At 37.0% G+C, this 24,567-nt stretch carries 22 protein-coding genes and 2 tRNA genes; 12 read left to right on the top strand and 12 right to left on the bottom strand.

Annotated elements, in window-relative coordinates; genetic code table 11:
- Positions 1–58 precede the first annotated feature (58 nt).
- On the top strand, positions 59–622 hold the full coding sequence (gene efp / locus Rain11_RS01440) for an elongation factor P (protein WP_101357550.1): 564 nt from the start codon (positions 59–61) through the stop codon (positions 620–622).
- 134 nt (positions 623–756) lie between these two features.
- Here efp and Rain11_RS01435 read toward each other — a convergent pair.
- The 8 genes from Rain11_RS01435 to Rain11_RS01400 form a co-directional block, all read right to left on the bottom strand.
- Positions 757–828 (bottom strand) — tRNA-Glu (locus Rain11_RS01435).
- Positions 829–946: 118 nt separating this feature from the next.
- Positions 947–1,777, bottom strand: coding sequence for an MBL fold metallo-hydrolase (locus Rain11_RS01430; RefSeq protein ID WP_101357549.1), 831 nt, complete (start codon positions 1,775–1,777; stop codon positions 947–949).
- A gap of 29 nt (positions 1,778–1,806) precedes the next feature.
- Entirely contained in the window at positions 1,807–2,298 is a 492-nt protein-coding gene (locus Rain11_RS01425; protein WP_101357548.1) for a hypothetical protein, read from the bottom strand.
- Between the two features lie 53 nt (positions 2,299–2,351).
- Complete coding sequence (recN, locus tag Rain11_RS01420) at positions 2,352–4,007, bottom strand: DNA repair protein RecN (RefSeq protein ID WP_101357547.1); 1,656 nt, start codon at positions 4,005–4,007, stop codon at positions 2,352–2,354.
- A gap of 42 nt (positions 4,008–4,049) precedes the next feature.
- Positions 4,050–4,898, bottom strand: coding sequence for a transketolase (locus Rain11_RS01415; RefSeq protein ID WP_101357564.1), 849 nt, complete (start codon positions 4,896–4,898; stop codon positions 4,050–4,052).
- A gap of 45 nt (positions 4,899–4,943) precedes the next feature.
- Positions 4,944–6,149, bottom strand: coding sequence for a proline dehydrogenase family protein (locus tag Rain11_RS01410; RefSeq protein WP_101357546.1), 1,206 nt, complete (start codon positions 6,147–6,149; stop codon positions 4,944–4,946).
- Positions 6,150–6,215: 66 nt separating this feature from the next.
- Entirely contained in the window at positions 6,216–9,224 is a 3,009-nt protein-coding gene (locus tag Rain11_RS01405; protein ID WP_101357545.1) for a toxin-antitoxin system YwqK family antitoxin, read from the bottom strand.
- 9 nt (positions 9,225–9,233) lie between these two features.
- On the bottom strand, positions 9,234–10,349 hold the full coding sequence (locus tag Rain11_RS01400) for a GAF domain-containing protein (protein WP_101357544.1): 1,116 nt from the start codon (positions 10,347–10,349) through the stop codon (positions 9,234–9,236).
- A 125-nt stretch (positions 10,350–10,474) separates the two neighbouring features.
- On the opposite strand from Rain11_RS01400, the gene serS reads away from it, so the two are divergent.
- Both serS and Rain11_RS01390 read left to right on the top strand, forming a co-directional pair.
- On the top strand, positions 10,475–11,749 hold the full coding sequence (serS, locus tag Rain11_RS01395) for a serine--tRNA ligase (RefSeq protein ID WP_101357543.1): 1,275 nt from the start codon (positions 10,475–10,477) through the stop codon (positions 11,747–11,749).
- A gap of 1 nt (position 11,750) precedes the next feature.
- Complete coding sequence (locus Rain11_RS01390) at positions 11,751–12,683, top strand: HTH domain-containing protein (protein WP_101357542.1); 933 nt, start codon at positions 11,751–11,753, stop codon at positions 12,681–12,683.
- A 10-nt stretch (positions 12,684–12,693) separates the two neighbouring features.
- Here Rain11_RS01390 and Rain11_RS01385 read toward each other — a convergent pair whose 3' ends face one another.
- Both Rain11_RS01385 and Rain11_RS01380 read right to left on the bottom strand, forming a co-directional pair.
- The gene (locus tag Rain11_RS01385) at positions 12,694–14,073 is read right to left on the bottom strand and encodes an LPP20 family lipoprotein (RefSeq protein ID WP_101357541.1); all 1,380 of its coding nucleotides are present in this window, start codon (positions 14,071–14,073) and stop codon (positions 12,694–12,696) included.
- 32 nt (positions 14,074–14,105) lie between these two features.
- The gene (locus Rain11_RS01380) at positions 14,106–15,467 is read right to left on the bottom strand and encodes a CsgG/HfaB family protein (RefSeq protein ID WP_165778052.1); all 1,362 of its coding nucleotides are present in this window, start codon (positions 15,465–15,467) and stop codon (positions 14,106–14,108) included.
- A gap of 192 nt (positions 15,468–15,659) precedes the next feature.
- Between Rain11_RS01380 and Rain11_RS01375 the strand changes: the two genes are divergently transcribed.
- From Rain11_RS01375 to Rain11_RS01350, 6 genes are all read left to right on the top strand, one after another.
- Positions 15,660–16,664 carry an outer membrane beta-barrel protein gene (locus Rain11_RS01375; protein WP_101357539.1) on the top strand — a complete coding sequence of 335 codons (1,005 nt, stop codon included), beginning with the start codon at positions 15,660–15,662 and terminating at the stop codon, positions 16,662–16,664.
- Between the two features lie 115 nt (positions 16,665–16,779).
- Positions 16,780–17,502: a type IX secretion system protein PorG gene (gene porG, locus Rain11_RS01370; RefSeq protein ID WP_101357538.1), complete on the top strand. Its 723-nt coding sequence runs from the start codon at positions 16,780–16,782 to the stop codon at positions 17,500–17,502.
- A gap of 1 nt (position 17,503) precedes the next feature.
- Positions 17,504–18,046: a bifunctional pyr operon transcriptional regulator/uracil phosphoribosyltransferase PyrR gene (pyrR, locus tag Rain11_RS01365; protein WP_101357537.1), complete on the top strand. Its 543-nt coding sequence runs from the start codon at positions 17,504–17,506 to the stop codon at positions 18,044–18,046.
- A gap of 52 nt (positions 18,047–18,098) precedes the next feature.
- A tRNA-His gene (locus tag Rain11_RS01360) sits at positions 18,099–18,175 on the top strand.
- Positions 18,176–18,305: 130 nt separating this feature from the next.
- Positions 18,306–19,073: a gliding motility-associated ABC transporter permease subunit GldF gene (gldF, locus tag Rain11_RS01355; protein ID WP_101357536.1), complete on the top strand. Its 768-nt coding sequence runs from the start codon at positions 18,306–18,308 to the stop codon at positions 19,071–19,073.
- A 234-nt stretch (positions 19,074–19,307) separates the two neighbouring features.
- Positions 19,308–19,781, top strand: coding sequence for a hypothetical protein (locus tag Rain11_RS01350; protein ID WP_133121461.1), 474 nt, complete (start codon positions 19,308–19,310; stop codon positions 19,779–19,781).
- A 37-nt stretch (positions 19,782–19,818) separates the two neighbouring features.
- On the opposite strand, the gene Rain11_RS01345 is transcribed toward Rain11_RS01350, so the two are convergent.
- Entirely contained in the window at positions 19,819–20,289 is a 471-nt protein-coding gene (locus Rain11_RS01345) for an NfeD family protein (protein ID WP_101357534.1), read from the bottom strand.
- An 84-nt stretch (positions 20,290–20,373) separates the two neighbouring features.
- On the opposite strand from Rain11_RS01345, the gene Rain11_RS01340 reads away from it, so the two are divergent.
- The 3 genes from Rain11_RS01340 to crcB all read left to right on the top strand — a co-directional run bounded on the left by Rain11_RS01340 (position 20,374) and on the right by crcB (position 23,646).
- On the top strand, positions 20,374–22,491 hold the full coding sequence (locus Rain11_RS01340) for a penicillin-binding protein (protein WP_101357533.1): 2,118 nt from the start codon (positions 20,374–20,376) through the stop codon (positions 22,489–22,491).
- A gap of 81 nt (positions 22,492–22,572) precedes the next feature.
- Positions 22,573–23,241 carry a DivIVA domain-containing protein gene (locus tag Rain11_RS01335; protein WP_101357532.1) on the top strand — a complete coding sequence of 223 codons (669 nt, stop codon included), beginning with the start codon at positions 22,573–22,575 and terminating at the stop codon, positions 23,239–23,241.
- A 45-nt stretch (positions 23,242–23,286) separates the two neighbouring features.
- Positions 23,287–23,646, top strand: a complete 360-nt coding sequence (crcB, locus tag Rain11_RS01330) for a fluoride efflux transporter CrcB (protein WP_101357531.1) — start codon at positions 23,287–23,289, stop codon at positions 23,644–23,646.
- Here crcB and Rain11_RS01325 read toward each other — a convergent pair.
- Positions 23,628–24,545, bottom strand: coding sequence for a glycosyltransferase family 2 protein (locus tag Rain11_RS01325; protein ID WP_101357530.1), 918 nt, complete (start codon positions 24,543–24,545; stop codon positions 23,628–23,630). The two genes, crcB and Rain11_RS01325, sit on opposite strands and share 19 nt — an antisense overlap.
- Positions 24,546–24,567: the final 22 nt, after the last annotated feature.

Below are 24,567 nucleotides of genomic sequence, written 5' to 3'. Positions count from 1 at the left end.
TCTGTTTTTGGATTGTTTTGAAAAAAAACTAAATTTGCACCCAAAAATTAAAAACCTTATGGCAAAAGCATCAGATGTATCTCGTGGAAATTTTATTCGCTACAATGGCGAAATTATGCAAGTAATAGAGTTGGAGCATCGCACCCCAGGTAACTTGCGAGCCTTTTATCAAATGAAAATGCGAAATGTAAAAAATGGCAAACTTGCTGAAAATCGTTTTCGTCCTGATGAAACCGTAGATATTGTAAGGGTAGAAGTGAAGGAAATGATGTATTCGTATCGTGATGGAGAAAATTTGGTTTGTATGGATAACGAAACCTATGACCAAGTCTATATCCCTGAGGTGGCATTTGGCGAAGGCATACAATTTTTGAAAGAAGGTGCTACGGTGAAAGTAAGTTTTGATGATACCAATACGCCTATTTTAGTGGAATTACCTGCTTCGGTAGAACTTTTAGTAACTTACACCGAGCCGGGTGTAAAAGGTGATACTGCCACCAAAACACTAAAACCTGCTACTTTGGAAACAGGAGCAACCATTAGTGTTCCTTTGTTTGTAAATGAAGGTGAGCTTATCCGTGTGAATACGCTCACAGGTGAGTATATGGAGAGGGTGAAATAGTTATTTCTACTTTATACAACAAAAGTCCTTGAAAATATCATTCAAGGACTTTTGATTTTTTTTCGGCAATATTTTGAAAAAAATATAAAAGCCTGATAAATTTTTGATTATCAGGCTTTTAATTGTGTCTTTCGTACTCCGTACGGGAATCGAACCCGTGTTTCATCCGTGAAAGGGATGCGTCCTAACCCCTAGACGAACGGAGCGTGTTTCGCTCAAAACGTGGTGCAAATTTGCAACTATTTTTTGTATCCACCAAATATTTTCTAACTTTTTTTTCAATTTTTTTGACTTTTCTTTTCAAAAAAATCATAAGTATTTGTTTTACAGACTTTCTATATCTACTATTTCTCCCATTCGGATACCTTTTTCAGTTTCCATAAGTGAGCAAGCAGGTACTCGGGCATCGTGTTCAAAGAATAAAAGCCAGTTTTCTTGTTGAGCCTTGGGTAAAATTTGCTCTTTTTCCTGCATCGTGAGCAAAGGACGTACATCATAACCCATTACATAAGGAATAGGAATATGAGCCGAAGAAGGGATTAAATCTGCACAATACAAAATTTTTCTGCCTTTGTAAGAAATCAGAGGTAGCATCATTTTATCGGTATGTCCATCAACTTTCAAAATTTCAACACCTTCAAAAGGACTTTCGCCTTCTATAAAATGCAACTGCCCACTTTCCTGCAAAGGCAAAATGTTTTCTTTCAAAAAAGATGCCTTTTCTCTTGCATTAGGACGTACGGTTGCCAGTTCCCAATGTGTTTTTTCGCTCCAATAGCGAGCATTTGGAAAAGTAGGTACGAGCTTTTCTCCTTCCCGCTTAATAGCCCCTCCTGCGTGGTCAAAATGCAAGTGTGTAAGTATGACATCAGTTATATCTTCTGCACGAAACCCTGCTTTTTCAATAGAACTCAAAAGAGTATCGCCTGTGGGTTCGTAGTAACTGAAAAACTTTTCATCTTGCTTATTGCCCATTCCTGTATCTACTAAAATCAATCTTTTTTCATTTTCTATCAAAAGGCAACGCATCGCCCACGTACAAAGATTTTTTTCATCGGCAGGAATAAGTTTTTGCCAAATCGTTTTGGGAACAACGCCAAACATCGCTCCGCCGTCCAACTTAAAATAACCTGCCTCTATAATATGTAGTTGCATAATTTCTTTACTTTTTTTGAAATACTAAATTAAACCGCCACAAAATAACGTTTTAGCCAACTATTTTCCACGCTTGTAAGCCAATTTTTTTCTAAATCTTGCTTTTGCGTAATACTATTGTTGAAAATCTGCATTTCAGGAGTAATTTTCCCTGTCTGTATAGCTTTTTCAATTTCTTGGAAAGGTATAGTAAAAATTTGTTCTTGGTGTAAAAAAGCAATTTGAGAGCGGTCAAGCAGGGAGATTTGATATTTCTGCTCTAAAAATTTTACAAAATTCACTTGCTTATCAATAGAACAACCCGAGGCGGCGTTGAAATTTTCATCAACCCCAATTACCCAAAAACGATTGTAAAAACACTTTACAGCGGCTTGGAGGTCTTGCTCGTGAGCTTTCCAAGTCTGTAAAAACTGCTCCCATTCTTTTTGCATTGCAGAAATTTGCTCTTGGCTCAATGTTTGGCTAGCTTGATAAATCCAAATGCGAGCCGATAAAGGTAGTTGCTCAAAATCAATTATCATAGTTTTTCGTTTTTATCTATGAAAAGAAACGCTTAATGAGCATAAATAGTTTTTTACTTGCTTTCTAAAAGCTCTTTGGCACTTTGTAGAGCGGAGGTTGAATTTTTTATACCGCTAATCATTTGAGCAATTTCTTGCAGACGCTCTTCATAAGAAAGTTCTTTTATTCGGCTTATGGTGCGAGCTTCAGTATCTTCTTTGAAAACAAAATAATGTTTTTCGGCTTTGGCGGCAATTTGATGTAAATGCGTAATGGTAATGATTTGATGATTTTTTGCCATTTCTTTCATCATTAGTGCCATTTTGAGGGCTATTTCGCCTGAAATACCTGTATCAATTTCATCAAAAATAAGGGTTGGCATAGCGGTTTTTCCTGCCAAAATGTACTTTATAGCCAACATCAACCTTGAAAACTCCCCACCCGAAGCCACGTTTTTTATTTCCTGTGGGACAATACCTTTGTTGGCACTGAATAAGAAAACAACTTTATCCAGCCCCGCCGAATGTAATTCTGTGCTTGAAATTTGAATTTGCAAGCGGGCATTGGGCATACCGAGTTCAGAAAGCAGTTTTTGAAGCTCATTTTCTAATGTAGCAACTACTGATTTGCGTTTTTCAGAAAGTAGTTGAGCTTTTTCGGTTGCCTTTTGCAAGGCTATTTGCATTTCTTTTTCAGCCTTTTCTAAAATTTCATCAAAGTTGAGTACTCTTTGCACTTTGGTTTCCAAATCTTGCTGAATTTGCAAAAGTTCTCGTACCGATTTTACGCGATGTTTTTTCTGCAAACGCTCAATTTCATCAAGGCGTTTCTGTACCCAAGCCAGTCTTTCGGGGTTGTACTCGGTGCGTTCGAAAAGTTTTTCTACCTCACGAGCAATGTCTTTCAGTTCGGTAAGCGTATTTTCTAATCTTTCAGCAAGTTCTTCATACACAGCCGAAAACTCGCTCATTTTTTCAAAATCTCTATAAATACTTTTCAGACTTGATAAAACTGAATTTTCACTTTCTTGGAGTTTGTAAAGGCTTTCTGCAAGTTTAGATTTAATTTCCTCGGCATTTTCTAAAATACCAAATTCAGTTTCTAACTCATCTTGCTCATCTTCTTGCAGAGAGGCTTTTTGGAGTTCATCAAGTAAAAATTTATGATAATCCAGCTCTTGTTGCGACTGATTTTTTTCGGCAAGCAGGTTTTTGTAAAATTTATTTTTCTGCAAGTATTCCTGAAAAAGTGTTTGATATTCAAGAAAAAGCGGTAGATTTTCAGCAAAAACATCTACAATATTTCGCTGATAGCTTTCGGCAGAAAGTAAAAGGTTATCGTGTTGGGAGTGAATATCAATAAGTTGAGAAGTGATTTGCGAAAGGGTTTCTAAATTGACGGGGGTGTCGTTGATAAATGCTCTTGACTTACCCGCTGATGAAATCTCTCGACGAACAGACGTAGTAGCCTCGTAATCTAAATCATTTTCAGCAAAAATATTCTGCAAATTATAGGCTGAAATATCAAAATGGGCTTCTACAACACACTTTTCATTTTCATTCAAAAGGACTTTTTTATCAACTCTTCCGCCCAAAAGCAAGCCCAAAGCTCCTAACATAATGGATTTTCCTGCTCCTGTTTCGCCTGTAATTACATTAAAAGCCCTATGAGGCTCTAAATCTAATTTTTCAATAAGTGCGTAATTTCGTATGTGTAGCGAAAGAAGCATTGTAAGCTAAAATTTGATACTCATTCAAAATTTGTCTTTTCTTTAATAATCGCCAATAGTTTCAGGTAGTTGGGCGAGGGCTTTTTGCAATTCCTCATCATTCGGGGCAACGCCGTGCCACTTGTGCGAATTCATCATAAAATCTACTCCAAAACCCATTTCGGTTTTCATTAAAATCAAAATAGGTTGCTTGTTGCCTGTTAATTTTTTAGCCTCTGCCAAAACCTCTAAAACGTTTTGCATACTATTGCCGTTCATAGTGAGAGTTTTCCAGCCGAAAGCCTCCCATTTTGCTTGCAGGTTTTTCAGGGACATTACTTGCTCTACGGGTCCATCAATCTGCTGACCATTGTAATCTACAATTCCGATGAGATTATCAACCTGATGATGAGCCGCATACATAGCCGCTTCCCAGATTTGTCCTTCTTGTTGCTCGCCATCACCCATAAGCACATACACAAGACTGCTATCACCATTGAGCTTTTTCCCTTGTGCCGCCCCAATGGCTACCGAAAGCCCTTGCCCCAAAGACCCCGAGGCTACTCGTATGCCGGGCAAACCTTCGTGAGTAGCAGGATGTCCTTGCAGACGAGAATTTATTTTTCGGAAAGTAGCCAATTCTTTGGTATCAAAATAACCACTACGAGCCAAAACACTATACCACAGAGGCGAAATATGTCCATTGGAAAGGAAAAATAAGTCTTGATTTCTACCTTGCATATCAAAGGGCTGTGAAGTGTGGTTCATTACTTCAAAATACAAGGCTACGAGCAAATCTGCACAACCCAACGAGCCACCCGGATGCCCCGATTGTGCCGAATGAACCATTCTGACAATATCTCTACGTACTTGTGTGGCGATGTTTTGAAGTTCTTGTAAAGTGCTTTTCATTGAATTGTAAAAGGTTGAAGTGAAATTATTATACAAAATTTGTGTTTATGCTGATTTTTTCAGTTGCTTCCTTCTTTCACATTCTTTTTTCACTAAATTAAATTCCCGACTGCTTTGCCCTGCAATAGAAGTATTTTCAGCGGCACGGCGAAATAAATAAGGCATTACGGCTTCTACGGGTCCGTAAGGGACGTATTTTACAACATTGTAGCCTGCTTTGGCAAGAGCATACGAAATTTGGTCGCTCATACCGAAAAGCTGTGCAAAATAAATACGCTTGTCATCACGGGCAATCCCTTTTTCTTGCATAAGTTGCGTAAGCAAAAGGTTGCTGTATTCGTTATGCGTACCCAGGCAGATAGAAATCTTATCTAAATGTTCCATACAAAAATGCGTAGCTTCGTTGAAATCTCTATCGCAACTTTCTTTGCTGGGTTGAATAGGATTTTTGTAGCCTAATTTTTCGGCACGCTCAGCTTCTTTTTCCATATAAGCCCCACGTACTAATTTAGCCCCAAGAAAATAACCTTTGCTCTCTGCCTCTGCAAAGGCTTTTTTAAGATTATCCAACATATCAGAACGATATAGCTGATAAGTGTTGTAAATCACGGCTCTTTGCTTGTTGTATTTTTCCATAGCCTCGTAGGTGAGCCTATCAATTACATCTTGAATCCAGGTTTCTTCGCCATCTACAAGCAGATTTACATCTAATTCGTAAGCCTTTCGGCAGATGGCATCAAAGCGTTTCTGTACGCGTTCCCATTCGGTTTGTTCGGATTCGGTAAGTTTTTCGCCTGCCTGAATTTTTTCTAAAAGACCAAAACGAGCTATCCCCGTAACTTTGAATACCGAAAAAGGAATATTCGGATTGTGGTCGGCTTTTTCTATGGTATGTAAAATTTCTTCACAAGTGGCATCAAAACTTTTTTCGTTTTTTTCGCCTTCTACCGAATAATCCAGAATTGCTCCAATATGATATTTGGCAAGTTCTTGAATCGTTTTCTCGCAATCTTCAATATTTTCGCCTCCGCAAAAATGTTCAAAAATAGTATTGCGAACAATATTTTTCACGAAAGGCAAACGATACTTAAAAGCAAATTTCAAGAAAGCAGTACCATATTTTACTAAAAAGTTGCTATTCATTGCCCAAAAAAGCCAATACGTTTTATTGAGTTGGCTATCCGATTGGGCTTCAAAAGCCGTAGCAGTATCTTCAAAAGACATCGGGACAGATTGCGTAAGCACTTCCATTGCGTCAAGGTATTTAATTCAAGAAAAAATCAGGCAAAAGTAGCAAAAAAAACTGAAAGCACAAGTTTAATAACACTGCCAGAAAGCGGTATCTTCAAAAACGTACATCAGACCATTATCACCCAGATTTACAGGGGCGAAATTTTCATCAAATTGAAGTAGAAAATTCCCTTCTTCGTGTTCTTCGCCTTGTACCCACATTGGTTCGCCTAATACATAACAAGATGCTTGATAAACCTTTTTCCTGATTTCCTGTGCCTCTTGGCTGCACTCATATCTAAATATTTCCTTTGGAACTTTTAATTCTTTGATTGAAAAAGTATAACTATCCGCTAAACTTTCAGGTTTTAGAATATCGCTTTCTTTCAGAAATAAAGTTTTAGTACTCTTGTTGAAAGGTTGGTAAGCGTGGTTATTATCGGGGTTTAGGACAAAAAAGGAAAGAGCCGCTGTATCTTTAGGCAAACGTTCTGCAAGCAAAGGTACTGTGCGTATATCCAAAGTGAAAATGTGTTCCATTTTTTTCTTGCCTACTTTGGGAATTAAATCATCGGAGATAGGGGCTTTGCCACCTACATAATTGAGATAATTGACTTCGGGCTTTTGATTGTGTAAAGGCTCTAAATAGTAAATAGTTGTGGAGGGCTCATTCGGTTTTAGCTTAAAATATTCCTCTATGAGTTGTGCTGTTATTTCGGCACGAGAGAGAGATTGAGAAGTGGGTTTCATACCCAGCTTTTGCAAGATTTGCCCGTATTTGGCATCTCCAAATCCATCTTGAAACCATTTTTTTACTTCATTATTTACGTTTTTTTGTAAAGCTATTTCTACAAAAACAGGAGATATGCTCTCTCTATAATCAACCACAAAGTAATATACATATTTTTGTGCTTTTGAGATTACTAAATTGGAAGCACTTGCCAATGCTTCTGCGGCTTTTTGAAGTAATTGAATAGAAGTAGCTTCATTGAACAAACCAAAAACACGAGCAAAAGTGCTTTCTTGTGGGTTGATTTGCGGTAGTAAGATTTTTTCAAGCCTTTCGGTATCAATGTAAGAAGTAACTTGCTTGTAATAAGGAAGTAAATAATGTTCAAAATCATCTTGGTAGTCGGGTTTCCAAACGTGAATGGAAATATATTTGTCGTATTTTTCGTTCCAAGAACCTTTTTTACCTACTAAATCAGCCAAGTGCAAAACAATACTTGCTACTAAAATGTCGCAAGCTATTGTATTGGAAGGAACTTTTGCGAGTTGCTTTTCTAAGTAACTTAAATCTGCATCTTTGAGTGCCAAGATAATGGGCAGGTTGTTGTAGAGGTTTTTTTCCTCTAATTTTAGCAATTGGGTAAAGATTTGGTCTTGTGTGTTAGTATCAAGAAAATTGATAAAAGCAAAAATCTTTACCCATTCGTATTCGTCTTGTAGTTTTTTAAGTATGATTTTTTGGACACGCTCTTTATCAAAAGATTGCAAGGCTTGCAGTAAGTAACTTAATCCATCAAGTTTAATTCCATTTGTTTCGCCCCAGTAAAATCCATTAAGTTCAAGCCATTCATCATACCAAGTGGGCACGGGTTTGCTTTGTTTTTGTAATTTTAAGATAGCCATTACGATAGCTATTTCAGCTCTAAATCCTTTACGCCAGCCTTCATCAAGCAGAGAGGCGGCTTTTTCTAGCTCTTCAATGCTGAAATCTCGCAGTGCAAATAGTTCATAAATTTTGCTGTAACCCGAATAAATTCTCTTTATGATTTGACAAAACTGCTCAATATTTGCAATTTTGAAGGCGTCAAGACATCTTTCAATAATAATATTAGCGTTGGGATTAAGACAAGCTGAAAGCAATGCATTCTGCCACTCTCGCTGTGAGCCAAAATTTTCAAGGAATTTGTAAAATTGAGAATTAAATGATTTATCCTCGTTATTGATAATGTTGAATTCAGAAATTTGATTTTCTGTAATAGAATATAAAGTTTCTTGAATACCATTTTTATCGTTTATGGCTTTGCCAACGTAGCCGAATAAAGCTACTTGCTCGGCAATATCTTGCAAAATTTCTTTCTTGTATGTTTCGGGGAAAGGCTTTCCTGCACGAGCCATTACCAAACAATAGCCTTTTTTTGCTTGTTTGGTAAAAGTTTCAAATTGCTCATCAAATAAGCGAGGATTATCCAAGTAGGCATAAAAAACCATTCTATCCAAATATGTACTCCAATACTTGGTAAGACCTGCTGTGCGATAAGAAGGATTTAGGTCTATTTTCTGTAAAATTTTAAGAACTCTTGGGGCAGTAAAAAATACTTCTGCCCCTTCCGAGGCAATATCACGAACAATATCAGCATCAAGCTCTATGTGATTGTTATCTACCAAATACCAAAATACAGGAACGAGACCATCGTAACCAAATTTTTTGATAATTACATCTTGTTTTTGGTAATGGTCTTTTTTAGACCTAATTTTTTCAGCAAGTTTTTGTATAGCGGTTTCTTTGAGTGCAGGGAAGCCCATTTCGTAGTGGGTTACTTTCTTTTTTCCACCTTGAAAAATGATTTGTTCGCCGTGTTTTACTCCATTATGGTAATGATTAACCTCTCTTGTAGAGCCATCATCATTAAAAATTTCGCTTATGCCGTGCAATTTTCCTTGCTCATAATGGCTTCTTTGTACTAAAATACCTTCTTCATTATACCATTTCCATTCGCCCGAATAGTGTCCTTCGTCATAATATCCTTCAATATTGACTTTCCCATTTTGGAAAAACCATATATGATGCCCGTGTAGTTGTCCGTTTTTGTAAGAACCTTTTTCTCGTAAAATCCCCTCGTCGTTATACCACTCCCAAGGTCCGTGCCATTGCCCTTTTTCATAACTTCCTTTGGATTGAATGATACCATTTTCGCTATAAAAAGTCCATTCGCCTTGGGCGAGGTCATTTTCGTAATATCCTGTGCAGTTGATATTACCATTGTAAAAGTAGTGAATCCATTTACCTACTTTTTTTCCTTCCTGATTGATTTCTCCTTCGGATTCAATCTGTGAAGAGTTGGCAAAGTTGTTTTTGATGTAAGACATATAAAAAAATTATGCATTCAAAGATTTTTTCAGCGAGTTAATTTCTGCATTTTTGGTACGAAGGTCAGTTTCCAAAGTTTTCAACCTGTTTTGAAGTTCTTGTAGCATTTTTTCCTTTTTTTCAAGTTCCTGACGGATTTGTTTAGTACTGGCAAGTAGGTCGCGAGTTTGTTTGTTGATTTGGGCATTGGCTACGGTACTACCCAAGTCTTCGCTTACCTCTCTGACAAAATCTATTTCGTGTTTGGCAAATTTTTTCATTGAAGCAAGCTCTACTACGCCATAAATTACTTCATTTACACGTATGGGTGCAAGAATAATGGAGCGTGGCAGAGCTTCTCCCAAACCCGAAGTAATTTGAATATAGTTTTCAGGTATATCGTCAATGTAAATGACTTCATTATCCATAATACATCTGCCCACAAGTCCTTCTTGCATTTCAAAGGTTTTTTGTAAGAACTTTCTACGCGAGTACGCATAAGCGGCGACACATTCTACTACAGGACGAGGATTCGCTTCACGATTGATGATATACACTGCCCCCTGATTAGCTCCTACGTGATTGACTAAATCTCGGATAAAAAGATAACCAATTTCGCTTAATTCAGCATTTTGATTATCTCGCAATAAATCTGAAAATTTTGTAATTCCTGTTACCGTCCAATTTCTATTAACTTCCTCCTCCGATATTTGTTGCAACTGCTGACGCATTTCAATGAGTGATTTTCCTAAACCTTCTTGTGGGTTTAGGTATTCCAATTGCATAGAAAAATCTCTTTCACCAATTTTTCTAATAAATTGCAAAGCCTCTTGAATTTCCAAGGAAAGCCTTTGTAAAGTGAGTAAAGCTGGTTTTTGTTCAGGAATAGCCTTTTCTACTTCCTCTTCTTGCAAGACTTCTCCTGCTAAAAGCTGTTCAGAAATTAAACGCATATCATTAAAGGTGTTAAAAACCTTTTGTTCTACTACATAAGCCAAAACACCGATTACAATAAGTGTAACCAAGAGCAAAGAAATTTCAAAAAACAAATTGATTTCATTGTAAAGAGCAACATAAATCACATCGCCCCCTACTAAAACAAATAAAATGATAAGCAAAATCGTGAATTGTGTCCGAAAACTCATACAGATATTTTAGGTTTCAAGAAATTAAAACTTCAAAAGTTTTGAATGTTACAAAAATAAAGATTTTACAGAAAAAACGTTGTTTTTCAAGATTTTTTTTAGCTTTGCACCTAAAATTTTAAGCTATGTTGCAGATTAGTGTTATTCGTGAAAATACTGAAAAAGTTATTGCGGGTTTGCGTAAAAAGCACTTTGCGAATGCAGAAAATATCATAACACAAGTACTGGAAATAGACACTCAAAGAAGGCAAGCCCAAAAGGAACAAGATGATACACTCGCAGAATCTAATCGGCTTTCCAAACAGATTGGTGTTTTGATGAAAGAAGGCAAAACAGCAGAAGCCGAACAAACCAAAATACAAGCCAAAAACCTTTCCGAAGAAGCTAAAAAATTAGTGGATAAGGTAAATGAATTAGAGGAACAATTACGGCAGATTTTAGTAACTATTCCCAACATTCCCAGCGAGCAAGTTCCCGAAGGAAAAACAGCCGAAGAAAATGTAGTAGTACATCAGCACGGCGAAATACCCAATTTACCCGAAAATGCCTTACCTCATTGGGAACTCATAGTAAAATACAATATCATTGATTTTGAACTTGGTAATAAAGTTACAGGGGCAGGATTTCCCTTTTACAAAGGCAAAGGAGCAAAGCTACAACGTGCCTTGATAAACTTTTTCCTTGATGAAGCCGAAAAAGCAGGCTATTATGAGGTTCAACCGCCTATTTTAGTGAATAAAGACTCGGGGTTTGGAACAGGACAATTGCCCGATAAAGACGGACAAATGTATTATGTGGGGGCTGATGAATTGTATCTTATTCCTACTGCCGAAGTGCCTATCACGAATATTTACCGAGATGTGATTTTAGAACTAAAAGATTTGCCTATCAGAAATGTAGGTTACACACCTTGTTTTCGGCGTGAGGCGGGCAGTTGGGGGGCAGATGTAAGAGGGCTGAATCGTCTGCATCAGTTTGATAAAGTGGAAATTGTACAAATTCAACACCCTGAAAAATCTTATGAGGCATTAGAGGAAATGCGTTTGTATGTGCAAGGACTTTTAGAAAAATTAGAATTGCCTTACCGAGTAGTGAAACTTTGTGGCGGTGATATGAGTTTCACTTCGGCTCTTACGTATGATATGGAAGTATATTCAGCGGCACAGAAAAAGTGGCTTGAAGTAAGTTCAGTTAGTAATTTTGAAAGCTATCAGGCAAATAGATTGAAACTGCGTTTCAGAGATGAAAATAAAAAAGTTCAACTCTTGCACACACTCAATGGCAGTGCTTTGGCTTTGCCAAGAATTGTAGCGGCAATGCTGGAAAACAATCAAACTACCGAAGGCATACGAATTCCCAAAGTTTTACGACCTTATACGGGGTTTGAAAAAATTGGCTGATATGAATTTTTTGGAGTTGGCAGAATACGTAATAAAAAAAGTGCAACAGCCACTAACCCCAAATGAGATTTGGGAAAAAGCTGTAGAGCTTGGACTTGACCAAAAAATTTCTTCCAAAGGTAAAACTCCTTGGGCATCACTTGGAGCAAGACTTTATGTAGATGTCCGTGATAATCCGCAAAGTAAGTTTGAGCCTGTTGGGAAAAGACCAACCAAGTTTAGCCTAAAAAACATTACGCCAAATGTGTCTGCTGAAAATGCGTCTATCACGTCAAAACCTGAAAAATATACTGAAAGAGATTTACATCCTTTGCTAGTAAAATTTGCTGATAGCTACTATCATTTCAGAGGGGCAAAGCTCAAAACAATATTTCACGAAGTCTCTGTTAAAGCTAAAAAGGGCTACAACAAATGGATACACCCTGATTTAGTAGGCGTTTATTTTTCATTTAACGACCAAATCAGAGAATATGAAAAAGTAATCATTGATTTTCAAAACGACTTCTCTATTACTTCAATGAAACTTTTTTCCTTTGAGGTTAAAATAAAGATAGATATTTCAAATTTGCGAGAGTATTACTTTCAGGCGGTATCTAATTCCAGTTGGGCAAATGAAGGATATTTAGTAACACTAAAAATAGATGAAGAAGTGATAGAGGAAGTAAGACGATTAGCTAATTCTTTTGGGATTGGATTGATAAAACTTGAAGCTGAAAATATTGAAGAAAGTCAGATTATTGTACCCGCTACTTATAGAAAACAATTAGATATTGATGCAATGGATAGATTAGCAAGCGAAAACAAAGACTTTGCCGATTTCTTACAAAATGTTATTGACGACAACAAAATTAAAAAAGTAAATAGCAAATATGACAAAGTTTTGAGCGATAACGAGTTTGCTGAATACTTGAAAGAAAAAGGATTTGTAAAATGAAAACTCTTTCTCACAAAACTTCTGCTAATTTGCTTGCTATTTCACTATCAATACTTTTAGAGGCTTTTTGATAAGCATCAATGCCTGCTCTATCAAAAGATGTATGTCCGCCTTTGATTTCGGGCAAAGTCTGATTGTAAATTTCTTCTTTTGTGAGGTTATCAAAGGCTCTTAAATTCATTGAAAGAAAAGAAAAATAAATTCCGCCATTCTCAGTACCTTGTCGGGTATCGGCTTCAAGTTCTAAAATGACCTCAGCTTTTTCGGCACTGCTCACAAACACGTAACCACGTTTGGTGAGTGCATTTTTGAGCTGATTGGCAAGTAGAGCGGTTTTTTGTAAATTGCCTAAATTTTTCTCTTCGCTTCTGATAAAGAGCGTAGGTTTTGCTAAATGGATAGTTACACTTTGCGAAGGAGAGCGAAAACTTTCAAGCAGAAATTTATAGAATTTATCCTCGCTGTTGCCACTAATGATTTTGGCAAGTTCCAAAGAAACATCTAAACGAAAGCTATTTCGCAAACCTTCTAATTTTTCTAAAAGCACGCTGATTTCACCTTTTTCTGTACTATTATAGCTTTGTTTCTGTTTGGCGTATTGAGCCAGTACAGGCATACTGCGTTGAGGGGTGTTTTTGTAAGTGATTTTGAAACTTACCGAAGGGGTTTGTGTAGTTTGCTTTTTGAGCTGAATAGTTGCTGATGGTGTTTCTATAAGAATATTGTCTAAAATTTGCTGAATACGCGTGTAGCTCTCATTTGAAAGCATTAGAGAACGTCCCTGTAAATCGGCTTGGAGATTTTCGCCCCAATAATCTTTGAGAGCCAGAATAGTTTTGGCGTAAAAGTCAATGGCGGTGGCGGTTTGTCCTGTTTTTTCGCTTTCTTCTGCTTTTTGGAAGAAATCAGTAGCTACTGATAGGGCATTTTGTTGTTTTCGGCGTTTTTGTTCGGCATATTTACTTTTGGAAAGTCGGTAATATACCCAATAGCCTGCTTCTTGCGGATTTTCGTAAGTATCTACAAGCTCGTAGTCCTCAATTTCATTGCGAACCGTGCTTTTGATAACCGACTCATACTCATCACGAAAGCTATTTTTCTTATCCATCTGATAAAGTACCGAGGTGCTGGAAATATTTACTTTAATTTCCGAAAGCAAATCTTCGAAAGCATTATTTTTCGCTGACTGCTGATAATTAGGCAAGCGAGTAGAGCTATAACCTATCCCTATGTAGTATTGCGAAGAAATAGGCTTGGCAATTACCCATTCAGGCTTAGGTTTGGTTTCAATTTTAGTATTTTGTTTGTTTTTACGCTTTTGCGATTGAGCCGTACAAGCCCAAAGGCTTAAAAAAAGCATTAAAATAAGATGTTTATGAGCGGAGGACATAGTTATATTTGCTAAAATTATTGTTTGATAGTTTATTTTCCGATAGCTCTATACACATCAGCCGAAACCTCATCGGCAATGAACCTGTAAAGGTTTTGTGTAAGTTCGCTAGTAGGTTTTAGTTCACGACGAGCCTGAAAGAGCCTATCAAAACGATTTTTTTCGCTATTCCCCCAAAAAACACCATTAGCATCACCGGGAAAAAGATTGCGGGTATCACCTTGATAAGTACCATAACGAACTTCATCTTTAAGTGTTTTATTCACTACGTTGGAAGCTAAAATACGTCCTGTTTCAGAAGAGATAAGTTGGTACTCAAAAGTAATGTTAATGTCTTTATCGTTGTAATATTCTCTGTAAGAAGTACGGCGGTATTTGGTAACATTTTGATATTGGTTCGTTGTAGAATTCCATTCTTTGGCTTGGTAGCTTTCATAGGCAATTTTTTCTTCACTACGCAACCTGCCTGTGTTCTCTGTAAAGTTGGTTACTTTACCAATCAAAACGGCTTTTACTCCCAACAAATTACCTACTTTGGCGGCGGTAGCTTCATCTACATTGCCCGAAAGACCGAATTTTTGCTCATCAAGAATGGTTTGTAGGTTTTCTCTATCTACCAAATCAATAAAAGGGCTTTTGAGAGCTAAAATAGAAGCTACTACATTTCCTTGAATAGTCCTTTCTACACCATTGTAACGCGTATAGTTCTGAAATGGTAGTACCGAAACCGTAATAGCGGCTTCTTTGCGAGCTTTTTCACGCAAAGCGGTAGCATCTTTGTAAGATTTATCATTCTGATAGATTTGGTCAAAGTAATAGTAGGCTTGCTTATAGTTTTTGGCTTGCATTTCGGCAAGACCATTTCTGTAAAGTGGTTCGTTGGCAGAAGTACGTTTAAGCGATTTTACATCTTTGTAATTAGGGTCTAACTTTTTGATTTCGGCTAAAATGGGGTCAGCGGCTTCAAAATTTTCTACGGCAAGTAAGTCAGTAGCTTGCTTGTAGAGGGCATCTAAATATTTAGCTTTGGATTTTTCAAAATATTGTTCGTATTGAGGAGGAGTAGAAAGTTCAATATTATACACACGAACTTGTTCGGCAAACTCTTGAGCTTTGAGATAAGAATATACAGCCGCCTTGTGGTTTTCAGCATTATGAGCCTTAAAAACGTCCCCTAAACGATTATCAAAAACAATTTGTCCTGTTTTTTTGAGAGCTATTTTAGAATCAATATAGTTGGGATTACGTGCCAAAGATTGCAAGTACATTTGTGAGGCTTCATCATACATATTAGCTTGCTCCAACTTTAGCCCTTTTTTGTAGTAGCTTTTCGCCCCTGAGCAAGCATACAAAAAGGCAGAGATAGCAATGAGAATAAAGTAAAACTTTTTCATACATTTAAGGTTGTTTTCAGCAAAAATACAATAATTATTGTACCAAAATTGATAATTTTTTACAAAAACGCAAAAGTTTTTTACAGAACTTTCTTGAAAACAAAAAAAAGCAAAAAATATTTGCATTTTTTTTTTGCAAGTTTGCGGGCTTCTCTTATATTTGTGCATTAAAACATCAAAAAATAGCCACGTATGAAAAAGCTGTTTTTATCTGTATTTTCTTTTTGCTTGATAAGTGGGGCTTTTGCTCAAATGAAAATGAATTCTTGGTCTATTGGAGCGGGACTGGGGGTAGGAAACTATTTTGGTGATATTGTACCCAAAGCGAATGATATAAGTACAGATTTGCGTTATACACGTCTGAGCCCAAGTATAGATGTAGCTTATCAGTTCACTGAACAATTTGCCGTAGAATTTGATATAGCTTGGATACGTTTGCTTTCCTCAGATTTTCAGACAGCAGATCCTCGTAATGTAAGACACCGCTATCGTTATATTCGCAACCTAAATTTCAGAAATGATGTTTTTGAAGTAGGTATCACAGGGGAATGGGACTTCAAACCTACTATCGGGGGCATTTTCCGTAGACCTACGTGGCGTCCGTATGCTTTTGCGGGTATAGCAGGTTTTTATCACAATCCCAAAGGAATGACACCTGATGGCAGATGGGTAGATTTACAGCCTTTACGCACCGAAGGACAAGGTTTGCAGTCTACTGCTACTCGCCCCGACGGCTCTATTATTGAGTACGCCCGCAAACCTTATTCTTTATTTAGCGTGGCAATTCCTTTTGGCGGTGGTATCAAATACAAATTGAGTGATAATTGGGATATTGCTTTTGAAATTGGTTATCGCTTTACTTTTACAGATTATCTTGATGACGTGAGTGGAAATTACGCCAGTGCCGCAGATTTAGCCGCTTTCAATCCGCTATCTGCTGTAATGGCGAACAGAACCGTAGAACCCCGTGACCCTATAACAGGACGCGATAGAGATTTTGACCCTGTGGTGCAAGGTACTAATGGTTATGGGGTTGATGAAATTGGCAGACCTACCGTAAATGGTTTCGGTAGAGCAGGCGACCAAAGAGGAGACCCTCGCGACAGAGATATTTACATCGTTACTACTTTCCGTGTACAATACTTTATGGAACAAAGAGGTGTAAGATGCCCCAAATTCCGTAGAGTAAGAAGGTAATAGACTAATCAGACACGAAAAATCTTTATTCCCTCCAAAAATATTGTGAGGGATTTATTTTTTGGCAAGATTTTAGATTTATTTGCAAAGATTTGAGGACTTAAAGAATAGAAAAATGCGAAAAAAAATAGCTTTGTTTGTAGCTTGCGTAATTTTGCAAAATTACCTACTCAATGCTCAAAAATTTGAAATTGGGGCTTTTGCAGGAGGAATGTTTTATAGAGGAGAGGTTTCTAAATTTAGTTGGCGTTCGCCCGGTGGAATGGCAGGGGTGATGTTTCGTCAAAACTGGAATGGAGCTATCTCTACACAACTTTCTGTATCAAATGGCAATATTCAAGCAAGTGATAGGGATAACCCTAACGATGCTCTTGCTCGGCAAAGAGATTTTTCTTTCAAAACTCGTATTTTTGAAATAGCTTTTTTGGGGCAATATAATTTTTATGATTTTGGACATTTCACTGATAGTAGCCCTTGGACTCCTTATATTTTTGTGGGAGTAGCGGCTTTTAATATGAGCGTCCAGAATATTGCCGATGGCACGCTTCCGCCTTATACTCCTTTGCAGGTGGCTATTCCTTTTGGTGTAGGGGCAAAATTTATGGTTAATGAAAATTGGAATATTTCAATGGAATTTGGGGCAAGGAAAACCTTTACGGATTATTTAGATGATGTGTATGTTCGTTCGGGGCGAAGTCCTAATCTTTTTTCGGGAAATTCTAATAATAAAGATACTTATTTCGCTCTGAATTTGGGCATCAGCTATGTATTTCAAAATTCGCATTGTCCTACACTTTACAAAGTAAAAAGAGGTCGTCTGAATAGATTTTTGCTCTGATATGCAAGCCAAAGTTATTATACCTCAAAATCTTTTGGAGGTCATTTTGCAACGCCTTTGCCAAGAACTGATTGAAAATCACAATGATTTTCAGGAGAGCGTTCTGATAGGCGTTCAGCCCAAAGGTATTTTTGTAGCTCAACGCATAGCTTCTGCTTTGGAAAAAACCTTACAAAAGCAGATACCACTGGGTTATTTGGATATTACTTTTTTCAGAGATGATTTTCGCAAGCGTGAAAAGCCACTCTCGGCAAATACCACTAAAATTGATTTTTTGATTGAAGGCAAAAAAGTGATTTTAATTGACGATGTGCTTTATACGGGCAGAACTATCAGAGCCGCTCTTGATGCCTTGCTTGCCTTCGGCAGACCCAGCATAGTAGATTTACTGGTTCTCATTGATAGAAAATATGCTCGCGATTTGCCTATTGAAGCGAAATACGTAGGCAAGGCTGTGCATACCTTTGCAAGTGAACGCGTAAAGGTACAACTTAAAGAGCAAGGATTTGAGCAAGATAGCATTTGGCTTGAAAAAAATCCTTAAAAAACTCTTGACAGACTTGCTTTTTTTAGCTATCTTTGCACACTCAAAAACGGAGAATGTAGCTCAGTCGGTTAGAGCATCGGTTTGTGGCACCGAGGGTCGTGGGTTCGAGTCCCATCTTTCTCCCCAAATTTTCCCAATGTCTAACCTAATATAAATTTTCATAGAAAAGATTTATGTGATGCATAAATCTTTTTTATTTATGCTAAACCTGTAAAAAATCAACTCAATTCATTCTAACAATAGCAAGAATCTTTTTATGTGGATTATTTTACAAAAAGAAATTCGTTTGTTTTTTAGCTCTCTTATTGCTTATATGGTTTTGGGAGCTTTTTTGGTGGCTATGGGGCTTATGGTCTGGGTGTTGGATATAGGCGGACTTACGGTGCTAAATTATGGCTATGCCGATTTGAGTAAGTTCTTTTGGGTTTCGCCTTTTATTTTTATGTTTTTGGTGCCTGCTATTACGATGCGTAGTTTTGCAGAAGAGAAAAAATCTGGAACCATTGAACTGCTCTATACACGTCCAATAGGGGAGTGGAACATACTTTTGGGAAAATATACGGCTGCTGTATTATTACTTCTTTTTGCATTGCTTCCTACTTTGCTGTATGTTTATTCGGTGTATGATCTTTCTACGGTGGAAATCAAAGATAAACAAACAGGTGAAGTGGTATTGAAAAACACAATGGATTTGGCAAGCATCATAGGTTCTTATTTGGCTTTGGTACTTTTGGGAGCTACTTTTACCGCCATTGGCATACTTGCTTCTTCTTTTACGAAAGACCAAATCGTAGCTTTTATTTTGGCAGTTTTTCTGTGTTTTGTGCTTTATTTTGGTTTTGAAGGCATCAGCCGTATTGATGAAACTGCTGATTTTGCGTATTTTATCAAGCAAATAGGCATAGATTTTCATTATACAGCAATGAGTAAAGGGTTAATAGACTCACGCAATTTAGTTTATTTTGTTGTACTTATCGGTTTTATTCTTTTTCTCACCAAACTGAACCTTTCAAAAAGAGCTTGATAAATATCATTAAAAAATTTAATTTTTATTACACGAAAAATTTTACTTGCTTTTAATTCTCTTATTTATCTGATTTTTTTGTATAAAACATAATTTTAGTAAATTTTAAGACTATTTATCTTTTTTAACAAATTTTTTTGAAAGTATTTTTGAAAAAATAAATAAAATTTTTTTGGAAAAATTTGTAAAATATCTTGGTAAGTATTACCTTTGCAAGGTAAATCTACAAATAAAATGAAATCTGTTTATACAATAGCCTTGATTTCTCTTTTTTTGTTTTCCAATGCCCAAAGTGGCGAAATTCAGTATCAACCTGTAAAAGGTTATGCTTTTGTAGGTGATGACCAAGATATGTGCCAACTTTTTTATATTATCCACGACGAAAAAGAGTGGAATGCGTTATTTAGACCTTACCCAGGACATTATGTCAAAGAAATTACCAATATTGATTGGCAAAAATATAATGCCATTGCTACCGTAAAAACAGGCAAAGACGCTTGGCGTTTGGAAGCTAAACGTTTGGAATTAGATGAAGGAGAATTTATTTTTGAATATGAAGCTCAAAAAACTGATGAAGGTTTAGGTTGGAAGAATGCTACCCCCCTCGTAATTATTGCACCTAAGAAAAATTGCAGAGCTGTGCAATTTGTTGAAAATGGACGAATAGTTAAAAAATTACACAATTTTTCAAGCAAAAGAGATTACTGAAAAATTAAAAAAGGACAGAATTTTTCTCTGTCCTTTTTTATGCTACACTCACAAATACTTCATTACCTCTGATTTCAATAATTTTGACTTTTTTTCCTGCATCTATTAGCTCTCCAAAAGTTTGAACTTCGGTGCGTTTTCCCTCAAATTCGGCAATACCCGAAGGACGTAAAGCCGAGATTGTAAAGCCTTCTTGTCCTACTTGTAAGTAAGACACAACTGTTGGGACTATTTTGGCGTCATTTTCAGTATTGAGAGCAAATTTTCGCCAAATTTTCTTTTTGTACCCCCAATAAAATACAAATACTAAAAAAACAATAGAACCCGAGGCAGTGAGTATGCCAACTTTGCTACCATATTCGCTGAAAGAATACCAAACCCCTATTGCCATCAACAGGAAACCAAGCAAACCCACAAATGTAGTACCCGGTATAAAGAGAACTTCTACCACTATCAGAATAATACCTATGAAGACAAATAAACTAATGACAACAATGTCCGAAAGCATAATTTTATCTTTTTCCTCGCAAAATAACGCTTTTCACGAAAGATTTTATATTTTTGCTCAAAGATTTTTATTAGTTTCTTTGTGATGAACGTCAAAAAGTCTATACTCTTACGTGTGCGTATTGCTTTTTTAGCAATGCTTGCTGTGGCGATGCTTTCGGTAGCTCGTATGGCGTACTTACAAATAGTACAGGGTAAGAGGTGGGAAAAACGTTTTGCTGAACGAGATATTCGCTTTCGTAAAATCCCTGCTATGCGGGGTAATATTTATGCAAGTGATGGCAGTTTGCTGGCTACATCTTTACCCTACTATCGCGTAGCCATAGACCCTACTTTGCCTAATGATGAAGATTTTAAGAAAAATATTGATTCGCTTTCCAAACTGCTTGCTAATTTTTTTCAAGACCAATCTGCTTCTTATTACAAAAAACTCATTACTGATGCTCGGAATGCGAAAAAGCAGTTTGTTTATCTCAATAATAAACGCATTGATTATCTTGCCAAACAGCAAATAGCTCAATTTCCTTTGTTTAGAATTCAGAGCAAAAATCGTAAGCGAACTACGGTGATTTTTGAGCCTGAATTTCAACGATTTCGTCCTTTCGGAATGCTTGCTTCACGTACTTTGGGGTACTCCACTGAAGATTCTAGCAAAATTGTTGGGGTGGGATTAGAATATAGCTTTCATAAATATTTGGCAGGAAAATCGGGGCAAGCCCTTTTTCAGAGAATTGCAGGGGGCAATTGGATACCCTATCAGGCAGGTTCTTACATTGAGCCTGAAAATGGCTATGATTTGTACACTACATTAGACGTAAATATTCAAGACGTAGCCCAAGATGCTCTTTTAGAGGCTTTGGTTGAAAACGATGCTGACTTTGGTTGTGTAATTGTAATGGAGGTCGCAACAGGTGAAATCAAGGCAATGGCAAACCTAGGTAAAAATGAAGATGGTTCTTATAGTGAAAATTACAATTACGCTATAGGCGATAAGGGTAGCACTGACCCTGGCTCGGTATTCAAGTTGGCATCTATGATGGCTCTTTTGGAAGATAAAGCCGTAAAAATCACCGATTATGTAGATACTGAAGATGGTGTAAAAGATTTTTATGGTGTCAAACTCACTGATGTTAAAAAAGGGGGCTTTGGTACTATTACCGTGCAAAGAATGTTTGAAGTTTCTTCCAGCATTGGCATTGCCAAGCTCGTCAATGACCGATTCAGGCACGAACCTATGCGATTTATTCAGTATTTAGAAAAATTTGGCTTAAATACGCCTTTGGATTTCCAAATGGCAGGAGAGGCAAAACCATACATCAAAACTCCCCAAGACCCTACTTGGAGTGCTACCTCGCTTCCGTGGATGGCTATTGGCTATGAAATGCGAATTTCCCCTTTACAGATGCTTGCTTTTTACAATGCTGTAGCTAATAATGGCAAAATGGTACAGCCTATTATTGTGAAAAGTATCCGAGAAGCAGATGAAATTATACAAGAGTTCAAAACCATTACACTCAAAGAAAAAATTTGTTCAGATAGTACCCTCATACTGCTGAAAACGCTATTAGAGGGTGTTGTAGAGCGTGGGACAGCTCGCTCCGTAAGAAATTCGCTCTATAAAATTGCTGGCAAAACGAGTACCTCTCAAAAATTTCGCAATGGAAAGTATGTGAAGGCTTATCATACTTCTTTTGCGGGTTTTTTCCCTGCTGAAAAGCCCAAGTATAGTTGTATTGTAGTCATTGATAACCCTCGTGGCGATAAGCAGTATGGAGGTGATGTTGCCGCACCTGTATTCAGAAAGGTGGCTGATAAACTTTTTTACCAAGATGCCCTTTTGCAACGTTCTTTGGGGTTGGGTGGTATGCCCAACAATAATTTTGTAGCCGTGCATAAAAGTGGCTACCGAAATGCTTTGCACGAAGCATACACTAATTTAGGGATAAATGTAAAAACCGATAGCACCAATGATTGGGTTAAAAGTGTATTTAGCCCTGATGCTTCTGTTTTTTTACAATCATCGGAGCAACGTAAAGGCTATATGCCCGATTTGAAAGGCTACACGCTTCGCGATGCTTTATTTTTGCTTGAAAATAGAGGCATACGCGTGCAAACAGAGGGAGCAGGAAAAGTATATTATCAATCAGTGAAAGCGGGTAGAGGTATTAGCAGAGGGGATAAAGTGCTTTTGAAATTGCGTTGAAAATTAGTTTTTTGAGTGAAAAAGTATTAGTTTTGTAAAAATTTTGGACTAATTCCTTTTCTTTACCAAAAACACCTGTTTATGAAAATTACGCCTATTGAAATTCGTCAGAAAACTTTTGAAAAAAAGGCTTTCGGGGGCTATGATAAAGATGAAGTAACGGCTTTTTTACAAGCACTATCGCAAGAGTGGGAAAAACTTAATAACGAACTGCGTGAAACAAAAATACGCTTGGAAATGGCAGAAAAGGAAGTTTCTCAACTTCGTCAGGTGGAAAGCTCTTTGTTCAAAACGCTCAAAACAGCCGAAGATACAGGTAGCCATATTGTAGAACAAGCCAAACGCGATGCCGAACTCAAAATCAAAGAAGCACAACTCAAAGCAGATGATATTTTGAATGATGCCCGCCATCAAGCTAAAATTTTGATTCAGAAAGCAGATAGTAAATCTAAAAGTCTGATGCAAGATGCTATCAATGAAATGAAAAACATTCGCCACGAGTGTTTGATGTTGGATTCTTATCGCGATAATCTTATCACTGACCTGAAAAATTGGGCATATTCAATGCTGGATAAGGTGAGCAAAAGCGAAGAACGTAATATTCTGGAAACTTTTGATAGTAAAATTAAAGAAGCAGAAACTATTTTAGAAAAGCATCAACAAGAGATGGAACAGCTAACCGAAAAATATACAGAACCTTCAAAAACAGAAGAACCACCCAAAGAAAATTTGGCAAATTTTTTTGGTTAGCTCTAACTAGCAAGATTCTACTCAAAATACGCTATTCTATCAGTTATGATACAAAATATTATTTGGGTATTTTTAGGAGGTGGATTGGGTTGCGTAAGCAGGTATGGTGTAAATATTTTGGCTTCAGCTATTTTTTCTACTCGCTTTCCATTTGGAACTCTTATTGTCAATTTGGTAGGTTCATTCTTGATAGGAGTTTTCTTTGCTTTACACAAAGAAGCCATTGAAAAATATCGTTTATTGTTGGTAACGGGTTTTTTGGGAGGTTTTACGACTTTTTCAGCTTTTAGTTACGAAACGCTTGCTTTGGCTGAGAAATCTTTACAATATGCCTTTTGGAATGTTTTGTTGAATGTTATAGGTTCGTTGGGGGCAGTTTTTTTGGCTTATCGTTTATTTTCTTGAAATTTTAATGGAAAATGTACGGCATTTGCCGTAATAATAATATCATAAATTTTGTAACGGAGCGATTGGGGTAAGATTTTCAGAAAATTGAATTTATCTACTACATTTACCCAAAACCAGCCCGCAAAAAATTTGTAAATGAGTTTTTTGATACCTTTGGCAGGTTTGTAAGCATATTGATTGTATGCGTAACGTTCAGGATATAATTCTTTGAGCCTTTGGTGAGCTTGTTGGTATTGTTGTTGGCGTTTGATATAACTACGACAAGTGATAAAATCATCGTGCCAACCAATAATTTCAGGGTTAAAATAAATGGCGATACCCTGCTCAATAGCCCTTTTTCCCAAATCATAGTCTTCGGCATCGGTGAGTTTTTCGTCAAAACCGCCTAATTGCTCAAATAATTGTTTGTTCAAAGAGCAGTTGGCAGAGGTGAGAAAAAACTTATCGGCAGGCATAGGTTGCTTGCTAATTACGCTATTGCCCCAGATTCGGCTCAAAATGGCTTTGTACTTTTGTAAATCATTTTGTAAGGCATTCCAATCTTCTATTTGGTTGCCTACTAAAATTGCATTTTTCGTGATTTGATGAAAATCCCAATGTTTTTGTATGGCTTCAGGTTCTAAACGCATATCGTCATCTACAAAAACGAGCAAATCGGCAGAGGCGTTTTTTACCCCTGCATTTCTTGCCCCTGCACGCCCTTTATTGGCTTGATAAATGGTTTTTAAGGGAAAATTGAATGGGGTTTCTGCAAGTATTTTTTGCGTTTCATCAGTAGAGCCATCTATTACTACAATTACTTCAAAATCACGGAAAGTTTGTTTTTCCAAAGAATGAAGCAAGTTCAAAATCTTTTTTGCACCATTATACGTTGGTATAATCACGGAAACTTGCATAGATTTGCGGATATGCTTTTTT

Origin of the sequence: Raineya orbicola (genome assembly GCF_002843425.1) — a bacterium.
GTDB classification, from domain to species: Bacteria; Bacteroidota; Bacteroidia; order Cytophagales; family Thermonemataceae; genus Raineya; species Raineya orbicola.
Note: the sequence above shows the minus strand (reverse complement) of the source record. Positions and strands in the feature narration are given on the sequence as shown.